Raw genomic sequence first — 19950 nt, 5'->3', positions numbered from 1 at the left:
GCTGCCCTCGTGCTCGGTCGACCCCACGGCCCGCGGCCCGGAACGGCTGGAGCTCGGTCCGCACGCGTATCCGATGCTCGCCGGGCTCGTTGCCTCCGTGGAGTACCTGGCGGACCTCGACGACGCGGCTTCGGGCACGCGGCGTGAGCGTCTGGTCACATCTCTGGGCTCGGTGAAGGCGTATCAGGCCGGGTTGCTCGCTAATCTCATCAACGAACTGCGTTCGCTGCGCCACGTGATGGTGATCGGCGACGCCATGCGCAGGGTGCCCGCGCTGGCGTTCACGATCGCCGGGGTCAAGGCGGAGGACGGCGTGGAGCACCTCGCGTCACGAGGCGTCTGCGCGTTCGCCGACCCTGGCCAGTACGGGGTGTTCTCGGTGCTGGGCGTCGGCGAGGTCGGCGGCGCCATCCGCGTCGGGCTCGCGCACTACACGAACGCGGTCGAGGTAGATGACCTGGTGAGGGCGGTGTCCGAGCTGGGCTGAGCTTTGGGAGATCAATTCGTTGGACGACTCGCTTGCTCGCGAGCTCGCCGATCTCTCGGCCCTGCAGCGCATCGGATCTCTCAACACCGAATACCTGCCCCAGCTCTCCGGCGACCTCCGACCGGCAGCCCTCGTCGCGATGATGGACGAGATCGTGCTGAACGCCCGGACCGTGCTGGTCGAGCTCGGCTGCGGCTCCACCTCGGTCCTGCTGGCCCGGTTGCTGCAACAGCGCGGCTTCGGACATCTGCTGTGCATCGAGCACGACGAACGCACGGCAGCGTTCGCCGCGTCGCAGCTACGGCGTGAAGGACTGGGAACGGTCGCACGCGTGGTGCACGCGCCGTTGTCGCGGCATCCGGCGGCGTTGTCGCGGCACGGCCAGTGGTACGCGCCGCAGCTGGTGCACGACGAGGTGCTCGCGTACGTCGAGCGGTTCGGCCTGGTCGACCTGCTGCTGGTGGACGGACCAGGGTTCGGCGACTCGCGCTATCCGGCCCTGCCCGTGCTGCGTGCGGTGCTGGCGCCGGGGGCGACGGTGCTGGCGGACGACGTCGACCGGCCGGACGAACAGGCGGTGCTCAAGCGGTGGTCCGAGGAGTTCGGGCTGGAGTTCCGCACGGCTCCCCGGACCTCGCTGGCCGGGGCTACCGTTCTCGCTTGAGCAGGACCTTGCCGAAGACGTCGCTCTCGTCCAGCAACCGGTGCGCCTCGGCCGCGTTCGACATGGGCACGGTCGCCCCGACGATCGGCTGCACGGCGCCGCTCTCGATCAACGGCCACAGGTGTTCGCGGACCTGCGCCACGATCGCGCCCTTGCTCTCGACGCTGCGGCCGCGCAGGCCCGTCGCCATCACCGACGCCCGTTTGGTGAGGAGCTTGCCGATCGGCAGCTCGCCCTTCACACCGCCCTGCATGCCGATGATCATCAACCGGCCGTCGGGGGCGAGCACGTCGATGTTGCGCGGCAGGTAGGAGGCGCCCATGTTGTCGAGCACGACGTCGGCCTGCTTCACCTCGGCCACGAAGTCCTGGGTCTTGTAGTTGACCGTGATGTCCGCGCCGAGCTCCGCGCACTTGCGCAGCCGCTCGTCGGAACCGGCCGTGACGGCGACCGTGGCGCCGAGTGCCTTGGCGACCTGGATCGCGTGCGTGCCGATGCCGCCCGCGCCGCCGTGCACGAGGAACGTCTCGCCGAGCTTCAGCCGGCCGTCCATCACGACGTTCGACCACACCGTGCACGCCACCTCGGGCAGCGCGGCCGCCGTGACGACGTCGACGCCGGCCGGCAGCGGGAGAACCTGCGGTGCCGGGACCGCGACCTTCTCCGCGTAGCCACCACCGGCCAGCAGCGCGCACACCTCGTCGCCGACGTTCCAGCCGGTCACGCCTTCGCCGAGCGCCGCGATCGTGCCGGAGCACTCCAGGCCGATGATGTCCGACGCGCCGGGCGGTGGCGGGTAGAAGCCTTGCCGCTGCAGGAGATCCGCGCGGTTGACCGCACTCGCGGCGACGTCGATCAGCACCTCACCTGGTCCGGGCACTGGATCGGGGACCTCGGTCCACTCGAGCACGTCCGGGCCGCCGGGTTCGCGAACAGAGATGGCATGCATACAGTCGACCGTAATACCGTTCGACAGGCCGGGCACCATCGGAACATGGATCCTTGGCCACTGCGAAACCTGGTTCTGCGCACCCCGCGCCTCGAACTGCGCCCGGACGACGACGAGGGACTGTACGAGCTCGTCGACGTGGCGCTGGCCGGAGTGCACGACCCGGCGGAGATGCCGTTTTACGTGCCGTGGACCGACACCCTCCCGGACGATCACGGCTTCGGCATGCTCCAGTTCTACTGGGGTCAACGGGCGAAGGTCGCCGCCAAGGACTGGACGATCAACTTCATCGTCCGGTTCGAGGGCAAGGTCATCGGTGTGCAGGAGATCGGTGCGCGCGATTTCGGTGTGTTGCGCGAGGTGAACACCGGTTCGTGGCTGGGCCAGAAGTTCCAGGGCAGCGGACTCGGCACCGAGATGCGGATCGCCGTGCTGCAGTTCGCGTTCGACCACCTGGGCGCCCGCATCGCGCGTTCAGCAGCTTGGCTCGGCAACCACGCGTCGAACCGGGTCAGCGCCAAGCTCGGTTACGTGCATGACGGCACCATCGGCGCCGCACCCCGTGGCGAGCGTCTTGAGCACGTGCGACTGCGCTTGGACGCCGAGAACTTCGTGCGCCCGCAGTGGAACGTTTCGGTCGAAGGTCTCGCGGAGTGTGTTCGGCTGATCACGAGCTGAACACCCGCCGACCGAAGGATTGTGTCCCAGGTCTCCCTTTTGTGAGGGTTCAGCGACTTCGAACGAAGGGGAACGTTCACATGTCCGGCAGATCCAAGCTGGCGGCAGTGCTCGCCGTTTCGGCACTCGTCGCTGCCCCAACCGCCACCGCGTCCGCCGCAACCGAACCCGCAGGCCCCGCACTCGCCAAGAAGCTCGCCAAGAAGGTGACCGTCGAGAACGTCAACCGGCACCTGATCGCGTTCCAGCGCATCGCTGATCGCAACGGCGGCACCCGCGCCGCACTGACCCCCGGTTACGACGCCAGCGTCGAGTACGTCGCCGGCAAGCTCCGCGACGAGGGCTTCATCGTCTCCACACCCACGTTCGAATTCCAGATCCCCGTCACGGACGCGGAGTCCGCCCGCGTCGACGGCGTGAACTACCAGGCGATCATCATGACCGCCTCGCCGCAGACCCCGGTCGGCGGCGTGACCGGCCCGCTGCGCGTCGTCCCCGAGGACACCAACACGGGCTGCGATGCGGCCGACTTCGCGGGCCAGGACTTCACCGGCTCCGTCGCCCTGATCCGGCGTGGCGGCTGCACGTTCGAGCAGAAGCACCTCAACGCGTTCGCCGCCGGCGCCATCGCCGTGCTGGTGTCGAACAACACCGCGGGCCCGCTGCAGAACGTGACGCTGACCAACCCCGGCAAGATCCCGACCGGCGGCGTCTCGCAGGCCGACGGCACCACGCTGGCCGGCAAGGCAGGCGCCTCGGTCACCGTGGACATGCGCTTCCACAACGAGACCCGCACCCAGCGCAACGTCATCGCGCAGACCAAGACCGGCCGCACGAACAACGTCGTGATGGCGGGCGCGCACCTCGACAGCGTCGAAACCGGCGCCGGCATCAACGACAACGGCACCGGCTCGGCCTCGTTGCTGGAAACCGCCCTCCAGCTGGGCTCGCGCCCGAAGGTCGACAACGCCATCCGGTTCGCCTGGTGGGGTGCCGAGGAGCGCGGCCTGATCGGCTCGACGAAGTGGGTGCAGTCGCTGACGTTCGAACAGCAACTGGACATCGCCCTGTACCTGAACTTCGACATGGTCGGCTCGCCGAACGCCGCGTACTTCATCTACGACGGCGACAATTCCGACGGCGTCGGCTCCCCGGCCGGCCCGTACGGCTCGGCGCAGATCGAGAAGGCCTTCGCCGACTACTTCGTGGCCAAGGGCGTCCCGACCGAGGGCACCGACTTCTCCGGCCGCTCCGACTACGGCGAGTTCATCAAGCAGGGCATCCCGGCCGGTGGTCTCTTCACCGGAGCCGAGGGCGTCAAGACCGCGGCACAGGCAGCCAAGTGGGGCGGCACCGCCGGTGTCGCGTACGACCCCTGCTACCACTCGGCGTGCGACAACCTGGGCAACGTCGACCGCGTGGCCCTCGGTCGCAACGCGGGCGCGATCGCGTTCGTGACCGCCGCCTACGGTGTGTCCACTGAGGACGTCAACGGCGTGCCTCCGCGCACCAAGCGTGCTGAGGTCCGTTCGTCCGCGGCGCTCATGCAGGCCGCTGCGCACGACGACGACCACTCGCACGACGCCGTGGCGTAACCGCTGACGGGCTGAACGATCTCGAACGGGCGGTTCGAGATCGTTCAGTCCACGCAGGACAGACGCCGCCGTTACGGTGACCTGGTGCTCAGCGCGTGGGGTCTGACCAAGGCTCACGAGGGTCGCACGGTCGTCGACCAGGTGGGCTTCGAGCTCCAGCCCGGCACCGTGACGGCGTTCCTCGGACCGAACGGCGCAGGCAAGTCGACGACCCTGCGGATGATCACCGGCTTGACCATGCCCGACCGCGGCCAGGCGATGATCGCCGGCCGCCCGTTCACGGCGTGGCCGAACCCCGCGCACGTGGCCGGTGTGCTGCTCGACGCGGCCGCTGTCCACCCCGGCCGCAGCGGTCGCGGACACCTCCGCATGGCCGCCACCCTCGCCGGAGTGCCCAGCCGCCGCGCGGACGAGGTGCTGGAGACGGTGGGCCTGGCCGACGCGGCGACCCGCAAGATCGGCAAGTACAGCCTCGGCATGCGCCAGCGACTCGGCATCGCGCACGCACTGCTCACCAACCCACCGGTGCTGATCCTGGACGAGCCGATCAACGGCCTCGACCCCGAAGGCATCCGCGCGGTCCGCAACCTCCTGCGCGGGCACGCGGCTCGCGGCGGCACCGTGCTGCTCTCCAGCCACGTGCTGTCAGAAGTGGACCAAACGGCCGACCGCGTGCTGGTCATCGGCAGCGGCCGCATCGTCGCCGACGGGCCGCTGGCCAGCCTCACCACGTCGTCGCGGTCGTTGGTGCGCGCCAAGGACCTGCACCGCCTGGCCGAGGCCCTGCAGCGCGGCGGCATCGCCATCCAGCCGGCACCGGACGGGTTCATCGCCGCGCACGCACCCGTCGAGCAGGTCTCGGACGTCACCTTCGCCGCCGGCATTCCGTTGCTGGGCCTGCGCGAGGAGCAGATGAACCTGGAAGACCTGTTCTTCCGGCTGACCGGGGGAGGACCGGCATGATCCACCAGCAGACCGTCGCGTCTCCTGTTGCGGCCCCTGGTCCGTGGGCGGCGTGCGCGGCCCAGCGGTCACCGTTCTGGCGGCTGGTGGCGGTCGAGGCGCGCAAGCTCGTCGGCACCCGGTCGGACAAGCTCGTGCTGGCGTTCTCCCCGATCTTCCTGGTCGGGCTGATGATGCTGTTCACCCTCACGCAGTCGAACCTGGCGAGCGCCGGCAAGCAGATCGGGCCGCTGCTGATCGTGGTGCAGCTGGGCCTGCTGCTGGTCTTCTCGACCGTGATCAAGCTGGTCGCCGGCGAGTGGCAGTACAAGAGCGTGCAGCCGACGTTGCTGGTGCAGCCCTCCCGGATGCGCTACTTCCTGGCCCAGGGCACGGTGCTCGCCGGCGTGTGGCTGGCGTGCACGCTGTTCACGTTCGTCCTGTTCCCGATCCTGATCAAGACCGCCGCACACGGGAACAACCACAACTACCTGCTGGGCATGCGGATGGGCTGGGTGCTCGGCGTGACCATGCTGGCCACCGCGCTGGTGCTGCTGACCGCGTTGATCGTCTCGCTGCTCGTCCCGAACACGGGCGGCTCGCTGACGGTGTTCTTCATCGTGGTGCCGATGCTGGCCGTCGCCCGGCTCAGCCTGCCCGAGGTGTTCGGCCTGATCTACCCGCTCGAACCCGCCTGGCACCTGGCAGGCCTCGGCACCGGGTGGGCGCAGACCATCTCCGCGTCGGTCCTCTGGCTGGCCCTGCTCGCGTTCTCGCTCTTCCGCCTGCAGCGGCGCGACGCCGGCTGACGAGTCAGCGAGCCCGGCTGCCGCCGTTCTCGTCGATCAGCGGCAACACCGTTTCCCAAGCCCTGGGGCAGAAGTCCCGCATGGCCCGGTCGATCGGCTGGTCGACGTCCACGGCCTGCAAGCCGGTGGACTCCTCCAGCTTCATCGAGGCCTGGACCTCGAACGGGCGCTCTGCACCGGTGTCCACCGTGACGGTGCAGTACTCGTTCACCTCGCCGGTGACCACCGTCGTCGCGTAGTACCGGTCCAGCAGGATCGACCGCTGGAAGTAGTGCCCGCTGACGCGGTCCCCGTTCCACACGTCGACGAAGTGCTGGGCCTTCGACTTCCGCGCGGCACCGGGACTGAAGAGCTCGATGGAGAGGCTGCCCCACTCCTCCTGCGCGTGGCAGCCGCCGCCGGAACCGGTGTAGGGCTTCTTCCTGAGCTCCAGCAACGACTGCAGGTCCGACGGCAGGGTCTCGCAGGTGTTGTCGAAGACCTCCGGCCGGGACAGGTTGAAGTCGAGGTTGTCGTAGGCGATCGCCTGCGGGTCGAGCTTCGGCCCGGGCGAGCCCGTCGGCGGCTCCGGCGGCGAGGTGCAGGCGGTGAGTGCCGCGACGGCCAGGAGTGCCATGAGACGGGTGCCCATGATCGTCAGTCCAGCACACCCTGGCCGAACGCGCTGTCCGAGTCAGCCCAGGTTGTTGGTGTCGAACGTGTTGCAGCGGGCGGGGTCGCCCGTCTGCAGCCCGGTCGTGAACCACTTCTGCCGCTGCGCCGAGCTGCCGTGGCTGAACTTGGTGGTGTCCACCCGGCCGCCCCCGAGCTCGCGCTGGATGAAGTCGTCACCGATGCGCGCCGCCGCGTCCAGTGCCGCGTTCACGTCTTCCTGGGTGATGTTCGTGATGAGGGGCTGACCGTTGGCCGACGGAGTGGTCGTCGCGGCCTTGGCCCACGAGCCCGCGTAGCAGTCGGCCTGCAGCTCCAGCCGCACCGAGTCGGACGTGGGGCCGGTGCGGGAGCTGACGCGGTCGGAGGTGCCGAGCAGGTTCTGGACGTGGTGGCCGTACTCGTGGGCCAGCACGTAGGCCTCGACGAACGGGCCGCCCTGCGCGCCGAACTTGGTGCGCAGCTCGTTGAAGAAGTCCAGGTCGATGTACACCTGGGAGTCGGCGGGGCAGTAGAACGGGCCGACCGCGGAGGTCGCGTTGCCGCAGCGGGTGTTCACGCTGTTGCGGAAGAAGTTGGTCTTGGTGACCTGGTAGCTGCGCCCGGAGCGGGCGAACTGGTCGGTCCAGAAGGCCTGGATCGAGTTGATGGTGGCGACGACCCGGCAGTCGCTGTCGCGGTTGGCGTCGGCACCGGTCTTGCACTTCTCGGCCAGCTGGCTGGACTCGACCTGGGAGTTGGGGCTGAGCCCGCCGCTCTCGAGTCCGCCCGCGGGCAGCTGGATGCCGGTGAACTGCTGGATCAGGAAGTAGACGATGAGGCCGACCACGCCGAGACCGCCGCCGACGCCGGCGACCCGGCCGCCCACGCCGCGCTGGTCCGAAACCTGAGAAAGGTCGAGTTCCGCGCCTTCGTTGAACTGCACCGCAATCCTCCCGCCAAGGACCCCGAGGGGTGGGTGCCGCAAACGATAAAGCACCAAACACGCCTCGGTGCGGAGCCCGACGTCGGGGCACCGCACCGAGGCTTTCCCATTTGGTTGTGACGACTACGGCCCACGAAGGTTGGCGTGGGGCTCAGCCGGTGACGCCATGAGACGACACCGAAGCCGAGCTCAACAGCGTCGAAGTGCGCCGAGCGACGCCGATGGCGCCTGGGCACCCGAAACCTCGTGCCCGTTGCTACACAGTCGCGACCGGACCGGTCACGTCCGATCCACTCGCGGGGATGCAACAGACCGCGTTTCGCCACAGCGAGGAGATACCTGCACAGCACCACCTACCCCTTCTGGGCGTGGCCACCGGGCGGTCTCGTTCATTCACCTGCCGGTTGCCAGCTCGTTATCGAGCATGCGCTTGATCGCTACATTTCTCAACACCTCACCCGAAACCTGAATTGGTGAAGTCAGACGGGTGACCTGCGGAGATCGACTGTGCAGACAGCAATCGCCCGGCGAGATCCAGCTCGCCGGGCGATTGTGAGAAATCGTCGTAAAATGACCTTTAAGTGATCAGGCCTTCGTGACGCGACGCGCGCCGCGGCGTGCCATCACGCCCGCGGTCATCAGGCCGAGACCGACCAGCAGGAACTCCAGCGGGTCGGCACCGGTCTTGGACAGGTTCGGGATCGGGGTCGCCTGCTGCGACGCCTTGTTGCCCGTCTGCGGGACGCCGGCACCCGTGTCGTCGCTGTTGCCGCCACCGGAGTTGTTGTCGCCGCCGTTGTTGCCACCGCCGGGGTTGCCGCCGTTGCCGGGAGGCGTCTGACCGGGCGGCGTCTGGCCGGGCGGGTTCTGGCCGGGGGGCTCCTCGCCGGGGGGCTCCTCACCCGGCGGCTCCTCGCCGGGAGGCTGCTCGGCCGTGCCGCAGTCGCCCTTCGCGGTGCCGAGGACGGCCGCGCTGGTGCCGCAGACGGTGATCGGGGCCTCGACGGCGCCGTTGGGCGGTTCCGGCTTGGTCTCGCCGCAGCTGCCGGAGCCGCCACCGGCGACGCCGACCGAGTTGCCGCACACCGTGACCGGCGCGGAGACGAGCGCGGGCTCGGCCATCGTGCGCTGGGCGGCGGGCTTGTCACCGGAGTCGCAGGTCGCGTCGCTGGTGCCCAGCACGTTGATCGCGTTGCCGCAGACCTTGACCGGGACGCTCACCAGATTGCCGACGCGAACCTCCTCGTCGACGTTGAGCGGCACCGGAATGGCCTGGGCGAACCCGGCGGTTCCGACCATGATGCCGCCGGCCAGGAGGGCCGCGGACATGGTCCTGTTGAGGTTCTTGCGCATGACTGTTCTCCCTGGAGTGGAAATGAAAGATCCCTGTGCACGGCTGGTGCCGCCACTGGATCAATCGGGGGAGAACGTCGGTTCCTCCGCGCGCACGGTGCGCGGCACGTCTTGCTGTTCGGTGCTGATCAGAGACGTCGTGGTGGTGGGCGGGCGCATCGCGTACGTCAGCGTGCCCGCCGGGATCTGGTTGCCTGAGGACGCCCCTGCGCCGCTCTGCGGGAGCGTGCCGGTGATCGGCTGCTCCGCCTGCGGTTGCGGCTGTTGCGGGACGGGAGCTGGGTCCGTGGGCCGGGTCGCCAACGGCGGCGGCGTGTGTTGTTGCTTCGGTGCCTCGGCTTGCACGGGCGCTTCCACGACCACCGGTTGCGGCGCCTGCGGGGCCACCGGCGGCGGGGGAGTCTCGGTGCGCGGGTCGGGCTTGGGCGGAGCCGGCGGCTCCGGCTGCTGCGGTACGAGCCCGGTCTCGACCTTGAGACCGATGTCGACGACGGGGAGCTGAACCTCGACCTTGAGCTGGTCGATCTCGACCTTGACGTCGGCGTTGGCCTGGCCTGAGTTGCCCAGCAACCAGGCGCCGGTCAGCAGACCGGCGAGCAGCAGAAGCCGACGCACCCAGGACATCGACCCTCACTCTAGATCAAATGGAGCAGCCGGACACGTGAAAAAGGCCATCTCGACGACTTCCGTCGCCGAGATGGCCTTTGCTGCGTTTCCGCGGTTACTGCATGGTGATCCGGTCGAGCGGAGGAGCCGGCTGACCGGGGTGCGCCTTCAGGTACGCGGAGAACGCGTCCAGGTCGATGCCACCACCGGTGATGTTCGTGCCCTTGGTGAACTCGCTGAAGCCGTCACCGCCGCCCTGCAGGAAGCTGTTGATCGTGACGCGGTAGCTCGCGGCCGGGTCGAGCGGTGCGCCGTTGAGCGTGACGCCGGAGATCCTCGAACCGAACGGTGCGGTCGACGACCACGTGTACTTCAGACCGGCCGAGGGCTGCAGCACGAACGTCCTGGTCGCGGTGAACTGCTGCTCCAGCACGTTCTTGAGCTGCTCGCCGGTCAGCGTGATCGTCTGCAGGATGTTGCCGAACGGCTGGACGGTGAACATCTCGCCGTAGGTGACCACACCGTCGCCCTCGCCCACGGGCGAGCTGGCGAAAGTGAGGTCCGCGCGCACGCCACCGGGGTTCATCAGCGCGAGCACCGCGCCGTTGCCCTTGGTGGCCTCGAGCTGCGAGTCGGCGATCAGGTCGCCCAGCGGCGACTCACCGGCCGCGTTCTGCGCCCGGACGATGTTGCCGCCGATCGTGCCGACCGGCTGGTTCGCGATCGGGGCGGACTTCGTCTTGGCGAGGTCGACGATGGCCTGGACCTCGGGGTCCGGCGCGACCGTGCGGGTGACGATCTTGTTGTCGGCCTTGGTCTCGCCGCGGATGACGTCGCGCGTCCGCCGGTCGATCTTGAGGTCGACGACGCTCAGCTCACGCCCGAACGCGAGACCCTCGATGAACGGCCGCGGGTTGCCGGCCGGGTCCTTGACCACGCAGTTGTAGTGCTGGTGGCTGTGGCCGGAGAAGACCGCGTCGATCTTCGGGCTGACGTTCGTCGCGATGTAGCTGCCGGGGTTGTTGGCCGCCACGTTGCACGCGTTGGGACCGCCCTGGGGCGACGTGACCTGGTCGCCCTGGTGCACGAGCAGGACGATCGACTTCACGCCGATCGCGTCGAGGAAGTTGGCGTACTTGTTGGCCGCCTTGACCTCGTCACCGAACTGGATGTCCTTGATGCCGTTCGGGTCGACCAGGATCGGCACGTCCTTGAGCGGCATGCCGATGAAGCCGATCGGCATCCCGTCGCGAATCTCCACCCAGAACGGCGGCAGCGCGGGCAGCCCGGTCTTCACCTTCGTGACGTTCGCACCGAGGATCGGGAAGCTCGCGCCGGGGTAGCTGTCGCGGAACTGGCAGCCGTCCACCGGGTGGCAGCCACCGCGCTGCATGCGCAGGAGCTCCTTGTAGCCCTCGTCGAACTCGTGGTTGCCCGCCGCGGTCGCGTCCATGCCGACCTTGTTGAGCACCTCGATCGTCGGCTCGTCGTGGAACAGCGCGGACACGATCGGCGACGCGCCGATCAGGTCGCCCTGCCCGACGATCACCGAGTTCTTGACCTCCTTCTGGAGGTTCTTGATGTGCGTCGCGTTGAACGCGGCGCCACCGGCGTCAACCGTCGTACCGTCCGGCAGGATCACCCGACCGGACGACCCCGACGGCGGCTCGATGTTGCCGTGCAGGTCGTTGATGCCGATCAGGCGCACGTCGACCGTGCCCCGACCGCGCAGTGACTGGACGTCGGCCTGGGCAGGCCCAGTGGCGCTGATGACAGTGGCCGCGGCGGCGGTGATCGCCAGAACGGAAAGCCGTCTGAACGAACTCATGGGCAAGAGCCTCTCCCAGCAAGGCGTGGTTAACGCGCGTGTACGGCGGAGGAGTCTGCCTCCCGGACGCGGCGTTTACCAGAGGAATGCCTCGATCGTCATCCTCGGGTTTAGCCTTGTTCTCGTGACGTCAAGTGAGCAGGAGCCGCGCTGGCTCGACGACGGCGAGATGCGTGCGTGGCGCACCTACGTGAACGGTTCCTCCATGCTCATGGACCGGCTGCACCGAGAGCTGCAGGACACCCACGGTGTGTCACTGGCCGACTACGAGATCCTCGTGCGTCTGTCCGAACAGCCCAACCACCGCATGCGCATGACCCAACTGGCAGAAGACGTGGCCTCCTCGAAGTCCCGCGTCTCCCACCAGGTGGCCCGCATGGAAAAGGCCGGCCTCGTGTTGAGGCGCGAGTGCACAGAAGACGGCCGAGGCGTCCTGGCCGAACTGACCCAGAAGGGCATGGCCCAGCTGGTGGAGGCGGCCCCGACCCACCTGCGCGGCGTCCGCGCCCACATCGTCGACCTGCTCACGCCCGAGGAGGGCGAGGTGCTGGCGAAGGTGTTCGACCGGGTCATGACACACCTGCGGGAGTCGAACGGCTAGGCTTCTCCGCTGACGCCCACGGCGTCGGGGAAGCGTGGCAGAGCGGCCGAATGCACCCGCCTTGAAAGCGGGAGACGGGCAACCGTCCGGGGGTTCAAATCCCTCCGCTTCCGCTCAGAGCCTCTAACCTGCTGAAACGCAGGGCAGAGGCCCTTCGTGCAGTGCACGGCTGGGCGCGCACAGCGCGTCCAGTGCACACGCTTTCCTCGTTTCCGACGAAGAATGCCCACGTTAGTCGTGGGTGCAGATCAGCCGCGCTACACGGATGAACGCGACGACCCCAAGAAGGCAGCCCACGCGTCTGGCCTGAACTCAAGCAGCTTCAGCGCCGGGCCTTTGGAGTCGCGAACCCACACAACATCCGAGGCGAATGCGACCTCGACGCACTGCTCTGGGTTGCCGACGCTGTACCTCGACTTGCGGAACTGCATCTGTTCCATGGGCTACTTCCCCTCCTGCGGCGGAATGTCGTCCACCTGCACGGCGGCTGCTGATGCCGCCTCCGCGCAGCGAACGAGGATCTTGCGCGCCCGGTCTCCCTCGGCCGCGACGGTCCACAGCTGGTCCATCAGACGGTTATAGGTCTCCAGGTCGCCGGGTGTCTCCGTGTTGATCTCGGTGTCGACTGTCTCGATCAGCACTCGCTCGCCGACGATCCAGAAGCCGTTCGGTGGCACCGTTGGAAGTCTCGTCCCCAAGGGGATGATGCCGAATCGCACGCGAAGACCGAGCAGCGTGAGCAACCGGTCGATCTGCGCGACCATCACGTCGGGCGGGCACACGTAGTACATCAGGGCTGACTCGCATATGAGCAGTTCAATGCTCTTTGCGCTGTCGTAGAGCGCTCGCTGCCGCTCGATACGGATGCTCACGGCGTCATCGGTGTCCATCGGCGTCTGCTGGAACTGCGCGGCGCTGATGAAGATGTGCCGGGCGTACTCGGCGATCTGCACCAGCCCTGGCACGACGATCAACTCGAACACACGGATGGTCGAGACGCTGCTCTCGATCTGCTTGCTGTAGGTCTGCCTGTCGGCGTGCCCCTTGTGGAGCTGGTTCTTCCAGGAGGAACGGTCGATCTCGATCTCGCGGAGCCACTCACGCATCCGCTCGACCTCTGGCTCCGACGCCTCGACAGCGGTCATCCAGTCGAGGACATCGGAGTCAGTCGGGTCCTGCCGGGTGTTCTCGATCTTGGAGACCTTCGACGCATGCCATCCGCACCGCTCGGCGAGCTGCTTGCCGTTGAGTCCGGCCTTCTTGCGGACGCGGATCAGCTCATTGGCGAACGCGATCCGGCGATCGTCTGGCGTGCTCACGGTCTCCTCGTTGTGGCTAGGTCTTGGCGAAATCGTCGAAAGGCACTGCGGTCGTCCAAGCAATATTGCGCCAGGACTTGTACCGCGCCACCGTAGCGGGTTCCGTAACGATCTCCGCTCCTGTCAGGCCGTCAGGACCGAACTGGAGTACGGCGACCTGGACCTCATCGAAGATCCAGAAGTCGTGCTCTGGTAGCCCAAGTTCTCGTGCCAGGTGATCCGGCAGGAGCCGGATGTCCTCGCCCGCCTCGACGTTGGCCGGGGTGACTTCCAACTGCCACCGCAGGTACTCGGTCAACGGATCGGTGAGCTTTCGAACGCGCTGAAACACCCTGCCTGCCTGGGTGGCTGCCCGGACGTCGTCAAGCCAAGGACGCAACCAGTCGAGGTCCTCGAGGACTGTTATGCCATCGCGCCACCTCTGCCACGGCTCAACCTCGTCCGCTTGGCGATACGTTTCCTGGGCCTCCCATCGCCAGGCCGAGTGCTGAAAGCTGCGGAAGAGGTCGCCGAACGCTGCCGGGCTGATCAGGTCTGCCATCAGACTCCCATCGGCGCGAGGTCCAGCGAACCGACCGTGATCTCGATAAGCGTCTCGGTGTCCGGCAGGCCTCGTTCGCGAGCAGTCGCAAGGGCATCGGCATCGGTGACCTTGTCGCCTTGCATGACGTAGGTGCCTCGGCCGGTTTCGTACAGGTGCGGGTACGAGGCGTTGTTGATCGTGGTCGGAGCAAAGTCGAGCAACTCGACCGGTATCTCGATGAGCGTCTCGGTGTCGAGCATGTTCCGGTTGCTGGCTGCGGCGAGTGCATCGGGGTGGCTCACCTTGTAGCCCTGCACGACGTAGGTACCTCGATCGGTCTCATACAGGTTCGGGCAGGAGCCGCTGTTGCTCGTGGTGCCGAGAAACTTCAGCTGCATGATCATCTCCCAAGATTGCGCACGTGTCAGCATGGTGTTGCGCAATCGCGCCGGTAGTCAACGGCACGTCGGGTGACCTGCGCGTTCAACTCTCGCTCTCTGTAGTCATTGAGTCAGCCAACTGGAGTAAGTGTGCGCAAGATTTCTCATATTGCTTGCTTCGCTTGGATCGGTTCGAGATGGTGGGTGGGCGGAACTGGCGCGGACTCCCCGACTGACGCGCCAGTTCCGTGCTCCACCGGTCGAGGTCGAACCCGAAGACGGCGCATCGGACCGCGGCCATCGGCAACACGAATCAAGAACAGGAGGTGGCGACCCATGAGCGTCACGATTGGCGAGGTCGTTGTCGCGGTCCTGGCAGGCCTGATGTTCGTTGCGTGCTTGGTGTTTGCGCTTGACCAGGCAAAACGTGACAAGCGTGCTGCGGCACTGCGCCGAGGACGGCTGTGACGATGCGCCCGGATGTGCAACGCATGACGCGCGCTGGCTTCGACGTGTTGCCCATGCTCGACCACCAATGGCCGCTACGACGGGCTGCTGTTCTGGCGGTGGCCCAATGGGTGGCCGTACCTCGACGTTGCGGTCGTCTTCAGCGAAGGCCTGGCGGGTGCATCTCGGCTGCCGCCTGGCCCGGACTGGTCCGCGCCGTTCAGCCTCGTTGGAAGCCCTCTGGTCAGCCCGACGACGTTCGCCTCGCTAGTCGTCGAGTTGGAGCGTCACACCATCGCTAATGACGGGCCTGCTTCCCGCCCAAGAACTTGAGCCGTGCCGGCTGCCCTTGGCGCCGCCGGTTGACCCGATCCACCAACTCGACCCTGCGCAGAACGGAGCTGCGACGATGGCTGTCAACGCACTGATCTTCACCGGCTCGTTCGTCTTGTTCATGCTGCTGTTGGCGGGAATCCGCCTGCGCTGGTTCTTCGTCACGATGCACGGTCAGCACGCAGACGCTGCCGAGGGCGCACTTACGGTCGCCATGTTGGAAAGCCAGCTCGACGACGAGGTGCGGGAACTTGTCGAGTCGCCCGTGTTGTTCGCACCACGACATGGGTTGTTGTTCGAGCCATCTCAGCAGATAGAGCAGCCGGTATGGACACCACCCGAGCTGGTTGCGGCGTAGGACATGGCTACCCCGATTAGCGACATCGACCGCTGGCATAACGCGTCGATCAAGGACGGGGACTCTCACCGGGCAAAGTCGATTGCCGATGGAGTGGTCACGCCGAAGTGCGACCGAGAGCCGTTCGTGCCGATCAGCTCACCGGCGAAGCCGACCGATCCGGAGCACGCATGTCCTGCCTGCCTCACCAAAGAGCGCGGCCGTTGATCTGAACTCAGGAATGTCCACCCACGGGAGAGGCTGATGCACGCGCTCATCGCAAGTCCGTTCCTGACTGACTACCTGGTGTTGAAGCCGGACGATCAGCGGGCGGTGAAGATCGGTTCTGCCAGGTTTGAGGATTTGCTCGCAGCGTCCGCACGCACGGACAGCGCGTGTCCACAGTGGCTTGTCGATGCAGCGCATCAACGTTGGGGCATCGACATCACGGGCAGGTCGCTAGCCGATGCGGTGAAGGTCCGAGAGCCGTCGCCGCACGGGTACGGCCGTGCTTCGTACGAGCTGAACCTCGGATGCAACTACGACTGTCCGCACTGCTACCTCGGGGTGAAGGAGTTCGAGGGGCTCGAATGGAGTGACCGCGAGCGGTTGCTGCACACAATCCGCGACGCCGGCGTGCTGTGGGTGCAACTCACTGGCGGCGAACCGACTATCGACAAGTTGTTCCCGCAGGTCTACACGGTCGCATGGGACCTGGGCATGATGGTCACCATCTCGACGAACGGGTCGCGCTTGCACGCTGGGCCGATTCTCGACCTGCTGACCGCACGGCGTCCGTACCGAATCACGGTCAGCGTCTACGGAGCCAGTGCCGACGTCTACGACGCGGTGACAGCGCGGCGCGGCTCACACAAGGCGTTCACGACGGGCATCACAGCGGCACACGAGCGCGGGCTGCCGTTGCACTTCAACCTCGTGATCACCGAGCGGAACGAGCACGAACTCGCCGAGATGACGGCGTTCGCGGAGAACCTCGGCGTCACCTACAACGTGTACTCCAACATCTCGCCCACGATCTACGGTGGCGCGGAAACGCTGCCGTCACAGTCGCCCGAGTTCCTGCGCGCCCGCAGACCGTTCACAGGGTGCGGCGCCGGACACACGCATTTCCACGCTGACCCGTACGGCATGGCGAGCATTTGCAAGGTCGGTCGCGACGCGCAGTTCTCGCTCGTTGACCACGGCCTCGACGCCCTGCGCCAACTCGTCGAAGTCGCTGACTCGCTTATGGGACGTACCGGCGGTTGTTCCGGATGCGCGCTGTCGGGCACCTGCTGGACGTGTCGACCTCTGGCGAAGCTGTACCAGGCGGCAGATGCACCCCTTGAGCGCTACTGCCAACACGGGGGGAGGTGAAACACATGTCCGTGGTGATGCTCGATTTGCTGCCTCCCTCGGCTGCTGTCGCAGTCGGCGAGATGGCCGAACAGCCGGTCGCACCCGACGCCGTCATGATGGTTGACGACGTCGAGGTGCTCGGCGCCTACAACCGGTGCAACTGCGCCGCATCGGACGACAACCCGTACTGATCGGGAAGTCGCCAAACCAGTTGGCCGGACGCGAGTCGCGTCCGGCCACCTTCGTCATGTCGGCTAGCCTCGCCCCGTGCACGGGCCGACGACGATGGTCGAGGATCATGCAAGAACGCATTGAGTGGGACAGCCTGCCCACCGGTCTGCACACTGCAATCGGTGAACAGGTCGGACGGATCACAGCGGCACGCACCCTGTCGCAAGGGATGAACTCCGCACTTGCCGCCATCCTCGACACCCCGACCGGACAGGTGTTCGTCAAGGGCATCCGCACCGATCACTCTGGCGTCGTCGCGCAACAACGAGAAGCGACGATCAACCCGCACGTTCAGCCTCTCGCCCCCGCCCTGCTGTGGAGGCTCAACGACGCCGACGGCTGGGACGTCCTGGCGTTCGAGTACATCGCCGGGCGCCACCCTGACTACGCCCCAGGCTCACCGGACCTCCCGGCCGTCCTAGCGGCCGTCGACACGCTGACGTCGCTTCCGGTGCCGGACCTGCCGTTGAAGGATGCGCGCAAAAGGTGGCGCGGGTACCTCGACGACACCGAGGCCGAGCTGCTCGGCGGCGAGACATTGCTGCACACCGACTACAACCCGGACAACATCCTCATCACCCCGGACGGCACGCCCCGGATGATCGACTGGGCATGGCCGACTCGCGGCGCCGCGTGGATCGATCCGTGCTGCCTTGCCCTGCGGCTGATCGCCGCCGGGCACACCGCCGCGCAGGCCGGGAAACTCGTGAGCCGCACGCGCGCATGGGCCTCTGCACCTCGAACCGCGCTCGGCGTGTTCGCCCGCGCCAACGTCGACATGTGGACCGACATCGCGACGAGTGACCCACAGCCGTGGAAGCAGCGCATGGCGGACGCCGCCCGCCAGTGGGCCGACGGGCAGCTCGCCTCGGTCTGACCCCGCAAACGAGAAGAACTCAAGCGTGATCAACTTAAGTGCACACGCTTTGCCGACTTACGCTCGCTGTCAAGGGGCGTTTGTCCTGCAAAGACCTGGCGATGCGCAGAGCTAAGCAGTGCTCAGCTTGAAAGCGGGAGACCTTCACGGGTCCGGGGGTTCAAATCCCTCCGCTTCCGCGAGGGGTGAGGTGTGTCGACGGAAAGCGTCGACCTGACCTCGCTCCAGGTGTCTTCTGGAGGCCGAGCCCCCAGACCCCAGCCGGGCGGCTTCGCCCCCGGACCCCCAGCCGGGTGGCTTTGCCCCTGCGTTCCGCGGATGGCTACGCCCCGGACCTCCACCGGGGCTTCGTCCCCGGATTCCGCCGCATGCGGTGATCCTGCGCGGCAGAAGGGTCCGCTGAGGGCTGGTCACATCCTCCACTTCTGGTTGTTGCCACCCCAGTACGGCCACTGGATCAGCTGAGCACCGTCGGCCGTGGAGGCACCGTTCACGTCGAGGCACATGCCGCTGTGCTTGGCCACGAGCTTCACGTAGCCCTCGCCGACGCCCTCGGGCTTCCACTTCTGGTTGTCGCCGCCCCAGTACGGCCACTGGATGACGCGCGCGCCCTGTGCGGTCGAGGCTCCCTCGACGTCGAGGCACATCCCGCTGTGCTCGACCATGATCCGGTAGTAGCCGCCACCGACCGGGTCGAGCCGCAGGCGCTGGTTGCCGCCACCCCAGTACTGCCATTGGATCACCGGAGCACCCGCGGCCAGCGAGATTCCTGAGACGTCGACGACCTTGCCGCTGTGCCGTGCCGTGATCGGTGCGGGGCCGATGCGCCACTTCTGGTTGTCACCGCCCCACCAGTCCCACTGGATGACCTTGGCGCCGGAGTTCTGCGAGATGCCGGAGACGTCGAGCACCCGGTTGCTGTGCTTCGCCGCGATCCGGTAATAGCCGTGGCCGACCGGGTCGAGGCGGAACCGCTGGTTGTTGCCGCCCCACCAGTCCCACTGGTGCACCTGCGCGCCGTTGGCCGTGGACTGCCCCTCGACGTCCACGACCTTGTTGCTGTGCTGCGCGATGAGCCGGTAGTGCCCCGTCTCCATCCACTCGATCTTGAACAGCTGGTTGTTGCCGCCCCAGTAGTCCCACTGGTGCAGGTCCGCGCCGTTGGCCGTGGACTGTCCCTCGACGTCGAGGCACTTCCCGCTGTGCTTCACGAAGATCGGTCCCGTCGGCGGGTACAGCTTGCGGATGCCTTCGATGTCGTCGTTGGTCAGCGCTCGGATCGTCGTGCTCGCGGAGATCGACGGGAACATCACCGCACCGCTGACACTCGAGTGCTGCAGTCCGAGGATGTGCCCGACCTCGTGCAACGCCACCGTTTCGACGTCGTAGGAACTGGCCACCGGACCGATGACCCAGGCGTGCTCCTGGTCGTCGAAGTGCAACGGCCGCGGCAACGCGTTGCCGTAGAAGCCGCAGCCGGGCGGGTAGTCCGCGTGCGCCAGCACGCCACCGGCCATGTTGGCGTCCCCGCACGCCGCGTTGCCCCACCGAATCAGGACGTCCGGGCTCTGGTTCGTGGCCACCTCCCGGAACGCCACCGGCGCCGCCGCCGACCACGTGATGAAGGCGTTGCGGACGGCCTGCCGCTCGTCGTCGCCGGCGATGTCGTTCGTGCCCGCGTCGAACGCGTAGGTGAACGCCGTCCTGTTCCACGCGCAGGTCGTCGAGAACGTGGGCCCCACCAGCTGCGGGTCCGGCAGCAGGCACCGCGAGCGGGTCATCATCTCGCGCGTGGCCGCGTCGAAGATCCCGGTCGCCGGGAGCCCGTGGAACGCCTGGTACTCCGCGAGTGCGGTGGAGGTGTCGATGTCCAGCGTTCCGGCGACCGCCGCTTCCTCGGCCTCCGGCTTCTCAGTCAGGTATCCGAAGCGGCGCAGGTAGTCCTGCACCAGGTCGAAGCTCTCCGGGGCCTCACCCAGGTTGGTGTCCACGACCTTGACGATGCCGTCGAATGGCTGCGGCGGTCTTTTCGGTTGTGACATGGCTTCCCACTTCC

23 protein-coding genes and 1 tRNA gene are annotated in these 19950 nt (G+C 67.2%); 13 read left to right on the top strand and 11 right to left on the bottom strand.

Annotated features, from left to right (window positions below; genetic code table 11):
- The coding region (locus DI276_RS52825; RefSeq protein ID WP_232837358.1) for an aminotransferase class V-fold PLP-dependent enzyme at positions 1-487 on the top strand (487 nt) is incomplete at its 5' end.
- Between the two features lie 19 nt (positions 488-506).
- A complete protein-coding gene (locus DI276_RS45330) occupies positions 507-1151 on the top strand; it encodes a class I SAM-dependent methyltransferase (RefSeq protein ID WP_112275865.1) in 645 nt (214 codons plus the stop codon).
- On the opposite strand, the gene DI276_RS45325 is transcribed toward DI276_RS45330, so the two are convergent.
- Positions 1135-2100: an NAD(P)H-quinone oxidoreductase gene (locus tag DI276_RS45325; RefSeq protein WP_112275863.1), complete on the bottom strand. Its 966-nt coding sequence runs from the start codon at positions 2098-2100 to the stop codon at positions 1135-1137. The genes DI276_RS45330 and DI276_RS45325 overlap by 17 nt on opposite strands.
- A gap of 45 nt (positions 2101-2145) precedes the next feature.
- On the opposite strand from DI276_RS45325, the gene DI276_RS45320 reads away from it, so the two are divergent.
- From DI276_RS45320 to DI276_RS45305, 4 genes are all read left to right on the top strand, one after another.
- Complete coding sequence (locus DI276_RS45320; protein ID WP_112275861.1) at positions 2146-2778, top strand: GNAT family N-acetyltransferase; 633 nt, start codon at positions 2146-2148, stop codon at positions 2776-2778.
- An 80-nt stretch (positions 2779-2858) separates the two neighbouring features.
- The gene (locus DI276_RS45315) at positions 2859-4373 is read left to right on the top strand and encodes a M28 family metallopeptidase (RefSeq protein WP_112275859.1); all 1515 of its coding nucleotides are present in this window, start codon (positions 2859-2861) and stop codon (positions 4371-4373) included.
- 84 nt (positions 4374-4457) lie between these two features.
- On the top strand, positions 4458-5336 hold the full coding sequence (locus DI276_RS45310) for an ATP-binding cassette domain-containing protein (protein WP_112275857.1): 879 nt from the start codon (positions 4458-4460) through the stop codon (positions 5334-5336).
- Positions 5333-6124, top strand: a complete 792-nt coding sequence (locus DI276_RS45305) for a hypothetical protein (RefSeq protein WP_112275855.1) — start codon at positions 5333-5335, stop codon at positions 6122-6124. Before DI276_RS45310 ends, DI276_RS45305 begins: the two co-directional genes overlap by 4 nt.
- Before the next feature lie 4 nt (positions 6125-6128).
- On the opposite strand, the gene DI276_RS45300 is transcribed toward DI276_RS45305, so the two are convergent.
- The 5 genes from DI276_RS45300 to DI276_RS45280 form a co-directional block, all read right to left on the bottom strand.
- Positions 6129-6755 carry a hypothetical protein gene (locus tag DI276_RS45300; protein ID WP_157985355.1) on the bottom strand — a complete coding sequence of 209 codons (627 nt, stop codon included), beginning with the start codon at positions 6753-6755 and terminating at the stop codon, positions 6129-6131.
- A 42-nt stretch (positions 6756-6797) separates the two neighbouring features.
- Positions 6798-7700, bottom strand: coding sequence for a KPN_02809 family neutral zinc metallopeptidase (gene ypfJ, locus DI276_RS45295; RefSeq protein ID WP_112275851.1), 903 nt, complete (start codon positions 7698-7700; stop codon positions 6798-6800).
- 585 nt (positions 7701-8285) lie between these two features.
- Positions 8286-9053 carry a hypothetical protein gene (locus DI276_RS45290; RefSeq protein WP_112275849.1) on the bottom strand — a complete coding sequence of 256 codons (768 nt, stop codon included), beginning with the start codon at positions 9051-9053 and terminating at the stop codon, positions 8286-8288.
- 60 nt (positions 9054-9113) lie between these two features.
- Positions 9114-9677: a hypothetical protein gene (locus DI276_RS45285; protein ID WP_112275847.1), complete on the bottom strand. Its 564-nt coding sequence runs from the start codon at positions 9675-9677 to the stop codon at positions 9114-9116.
- Positions 9678-9774: 97 nt separating this feature from the next.
- On the bottom strand, positions 9775-11487 hold the full coding sequence (locus DI276_RS45280) for a bifunctional metallophosphatase/5'-nucleotidase (RefSeq protein ID WP_112275845.1): 1713 nt from the start codon (positions 11485-11487) through the stop codon (positions 9775-9777).
- Between the two features lie 169 nt (positions 11488-11656).
- Between DI276_RS45280 and DI276_RS45275 the strand changes: the two genes are divergently transcribed.
- Together DI276_RS45275 and DI276_RS45270 are read left to right on the top strand one after the other, a co-directional pair.
- Positions 11657-12088: a MarR family winged helix-turn-helix transcriptional regulator gene (locus DI276_RS45275; protein WP_109633015.1), complete on the top strand. Its 432-nt coding sequence runs from the start codon at positions 11657-11659 to the stop codon at positions 12086-12088.
- A gap of 28 nt (positions 12089-12116) precedes the next feature.
- Positions 12117-12201 (top strand) — tRNA-Ser (locus DI276_RS45270).
- Between the two features lie 144 nt (positions 12202-12345).
- On the opposite strand, the gene DI276_RS45265 is transcribed toward DI276_RS45270, so the two are convergent.
- The 4 genes from DI276_RS45265 to DI276_RS45250 are packed head-to-tail and all read right to left on the bottom strand — an operon-like array spanning position 12346 to position 14373.
- Entirely contained in the window at positions 12346-12519 is a 174-nt protein-coding gene (locus DI276_RS45265; protein ID WP_232837388.1) for a DUF397 domain-containing protein, read from the bottom strand.
- 12 nt (positions 12520-12531) lie between these two features.
- A complete protein-coding gene (locus DI276_RS45260) occupies positions 12532-13407 on the bottom strand; it encodes a helix-turn-helix domain-containing protein (protein ID WP_157985354.1) in 876 nt (291 codons plus the stop codon).
- Positions 13408-13423: 16 nt separating this feature from the next.
- Positions 13424-13948 carry a DUF6879 family protein gene (locus DI276_RS45255; RefSeq protein WP_112275837.1) on the bottom strand — a complete coding sequence of 175 codons (525 nt, stop codon included), beginning with the start codon at positions 13946-13948 and terminating at the stop codon, positions 13424-13426.
- On the bottom strand, positions 13948-14373 hold the full coding sequence (locus tag DI276_RS45250) for a hypothetical protein (protein ID WP_232837357.1): 426 nt from the start codon (positions 14371-14373) through the stop codon (positions 13948-13950). Before DI276_RS45250 ends, DI276_RS45255 begins: the two co-directional genes overlap by 1 nt.
- 273 nt (positions 14374-14646) lie before the next feature.
- On the opposite strand from DI276_RS45250, the gene DI276_RS53195 reads away from it, so the two are divergent.
- From DI276_RS53195 to DI276_RS45235, 5 genes are all read left to right on the top strand, one after another.
- Positions 14647-14778 carry a hypothetical protein gene (locus DI276_RS53195; protein ID WP_269814367.1) on the top strand — a complete coding sequence of 44 codons (132 nt, stop codon included), beginning with the start codon at positions 14647-14649 and terminating at the stop codon, positions 14776-14778.
- A 280-nt stretch (positions 14779-15058) separates the two neighbouring features.
- Positions 15059-15448, top strand: coding sequence for a hypothetical protein (locus DI276_RS45245; RefSeq protein WP_112275828.1), 390 nt, complete (start codon positions 15059-15061; stop codon positions 15446-15448).
- 243 nt (positions 15449-15691) lie between these two features.
- Positions 15692-16804 carry a radical SAM protein gene (locus DI276_RS45240; RefSeq protein ID WP_112275826.1) on the top strand — a complete coding sequence of 371 codons (1113 nt, stop codon included), beginning with the start codon at positions 15692-15694 and terminating at the stop codon, positions 16802-16804.
- A 5-nt stretch (positions 16805-16809) separates the two neighbouring features.
- Entirely contained in the window at positions 16810-16977 is a 168-nt protein-coding gene (locus DI276_RS50595) for a hypothetical protein (protein WP_157985353.1), read from the top strand.
- A gap of 209 nt (positions 16978-17186) precedes the next feature.
- Entirely contained in the window at positions 17187-17894 is a 708-nt protein-coding gene (locus DI276_RS45235) for a phosphotransferase family protein (RefSeq protein WP_198681308.1), read from the top strand.
- Between the two features lie 410 nt (positions 17895-18304).
- Here DI276_RS45235 and DI276_RS45230 read toward each other — a convergent pair whose 3' ends face one another.
- Positions 18305-19885, bottom strand: coding sequence for an RICIN domain-containing protein (locus DI276_RS45230; protein WP_198681307.1), 1581 nt, complete (start codon positions 19883-19885; stop codon positions 18305-18307).
- Positions 19886-19950: the final 65 nt, after the last annotated feature.

The organism is Lentzea terrae (assembly GCF_003265345.1).
In the GTDB taxonomy this organism is placed as follows: domain Bacteria; phylum Actinomycetota; class Actinomycetes; order Mycobacteriales; family Pseudonocardiaceae; genus Lentzea; species Lentzea terrae.
Note: the sequence above shows the minus strand (reverse complement) of the source record. Positions and strands in the feature narration are given on the sequence as shown.

Excerpts from the sequence above, each read along its gene's own strand:
- DI276_RS45300 (WP_157985355.1), bottom strand. The coding sequence starts at position 6,755 with ATGGGCACCCGTCTCATGGCACTCCTGGCCGTCGCGGCACTCACCGCC.
- DI276_RS45235 (WP_198681308.1), top strand. The coding sequence starts at position 17,187 with ATGAACTCCGCACTTGCCGCCATCCTCGACACCCCGACCGGACAGGTG.
- DI276_RS53195 (WP_269814367.1), top strand. The coding sequence starts at position 14,647 with ATGAGCGTCACGATTGGCGAGGTCGTTGTCGCGGTCCTGGCAGGCCTG.
- DI276_RS45305 (WP_112275855.1), top strand. The coding sequence starts at position 5,333 with ATGATCCACCAGCAGACCGTCGCGTCTCCTGTTGCGGCCCCTGGTCCG.
- DI276_RS45285 (WP_112275847.1), bottom strand. The coding sequence starts at position 9,677 with ATGTCCTGGGTGCGTCGGCTTCTGCTGCTCGCCGGTCTGCTGACCGGC.
- DI276_RS45275 (WP_109633015.1), top strand. The coding sequence starts at position 11,657 with ATGCGTGCGTGGCGCACCTACGTGAACGGTTCCTCCATGCTCATGGAC.
- DI276_RS45265 (WP_232837388.1), bottom strand. The coding sequence starts at position 12,519 with ATGCAGTTCCGCAAGTCGAGGTACAGCGTCGGCAACCCAGAGCAGTGC.
- DI276_RS45315 (WP_112275859.1), top strand. The coding sequence starts at position 2,859 with ATGTCCGGCAGATCCAAGCTGGCGGCAGTGCTCGCCGTTTCGGCACTC.
- DI276_RS45255 (WP_112275837.1), bottom strand. The coding sequence starts at position 13,948 with ATGGCAGACCTGATCAGCCCGGCAGCGTTCGGCGACCTCTTCCGCAGC.
- DI276_RS50595 (WP_157985353.1), top strand. The coding sequence starts at position 16,810 with ATGTCCGTGGTGATGCTCGATTTGCTGCCTCCCTCGGCTGCTGTCGCA.
- DI276_RS45245 (WP_112275828.1), top strand. The coding sequence starts at position 15,059 with ATGACGGGCCTGCTTCCCGCCCAAGAACTTGAGCCGTGCCGGCTGCCC.
- DI276_RS45320 (WP_112275861.1), top strand. The coding sequence starts at position 2,146 with ATGGATCCTTGGCCACTGCGAAACCTGGTTCTGCGCACCCCGCGCCTC.
- DI276_RS45240 (WP_112275826.1), top strand. The coding sequence starts at position 15,692 with ATGCACGCGCTCATCGCAAGTCCGTTCCTGACTGACTACCTGGTGTTG.
- DI276_RS45290 (WP_112275849.1), bottom strand. The coding sequence starts at position 9,053 with ATGCGCAAGAACCTCAACAGGACCATGTCCGCGGCCCTCCTGGCCGGC.
- DI276_RS45325 (WP_112275863.1), bottom strand. The coding sequence starts at position 2,100 with ATGCATGCCATCTCTGTTCGCGAACCCGGCGGCCCGGACGTGCTCGAG.
- DI276_RS45280 (WP_112275845.1), bottom strand. The coding sequence starts at position 11,487 with ATGAGTTCGTTCAGACGGCTTTCCGTTCTGGCGATCACCGCCGCCGCG.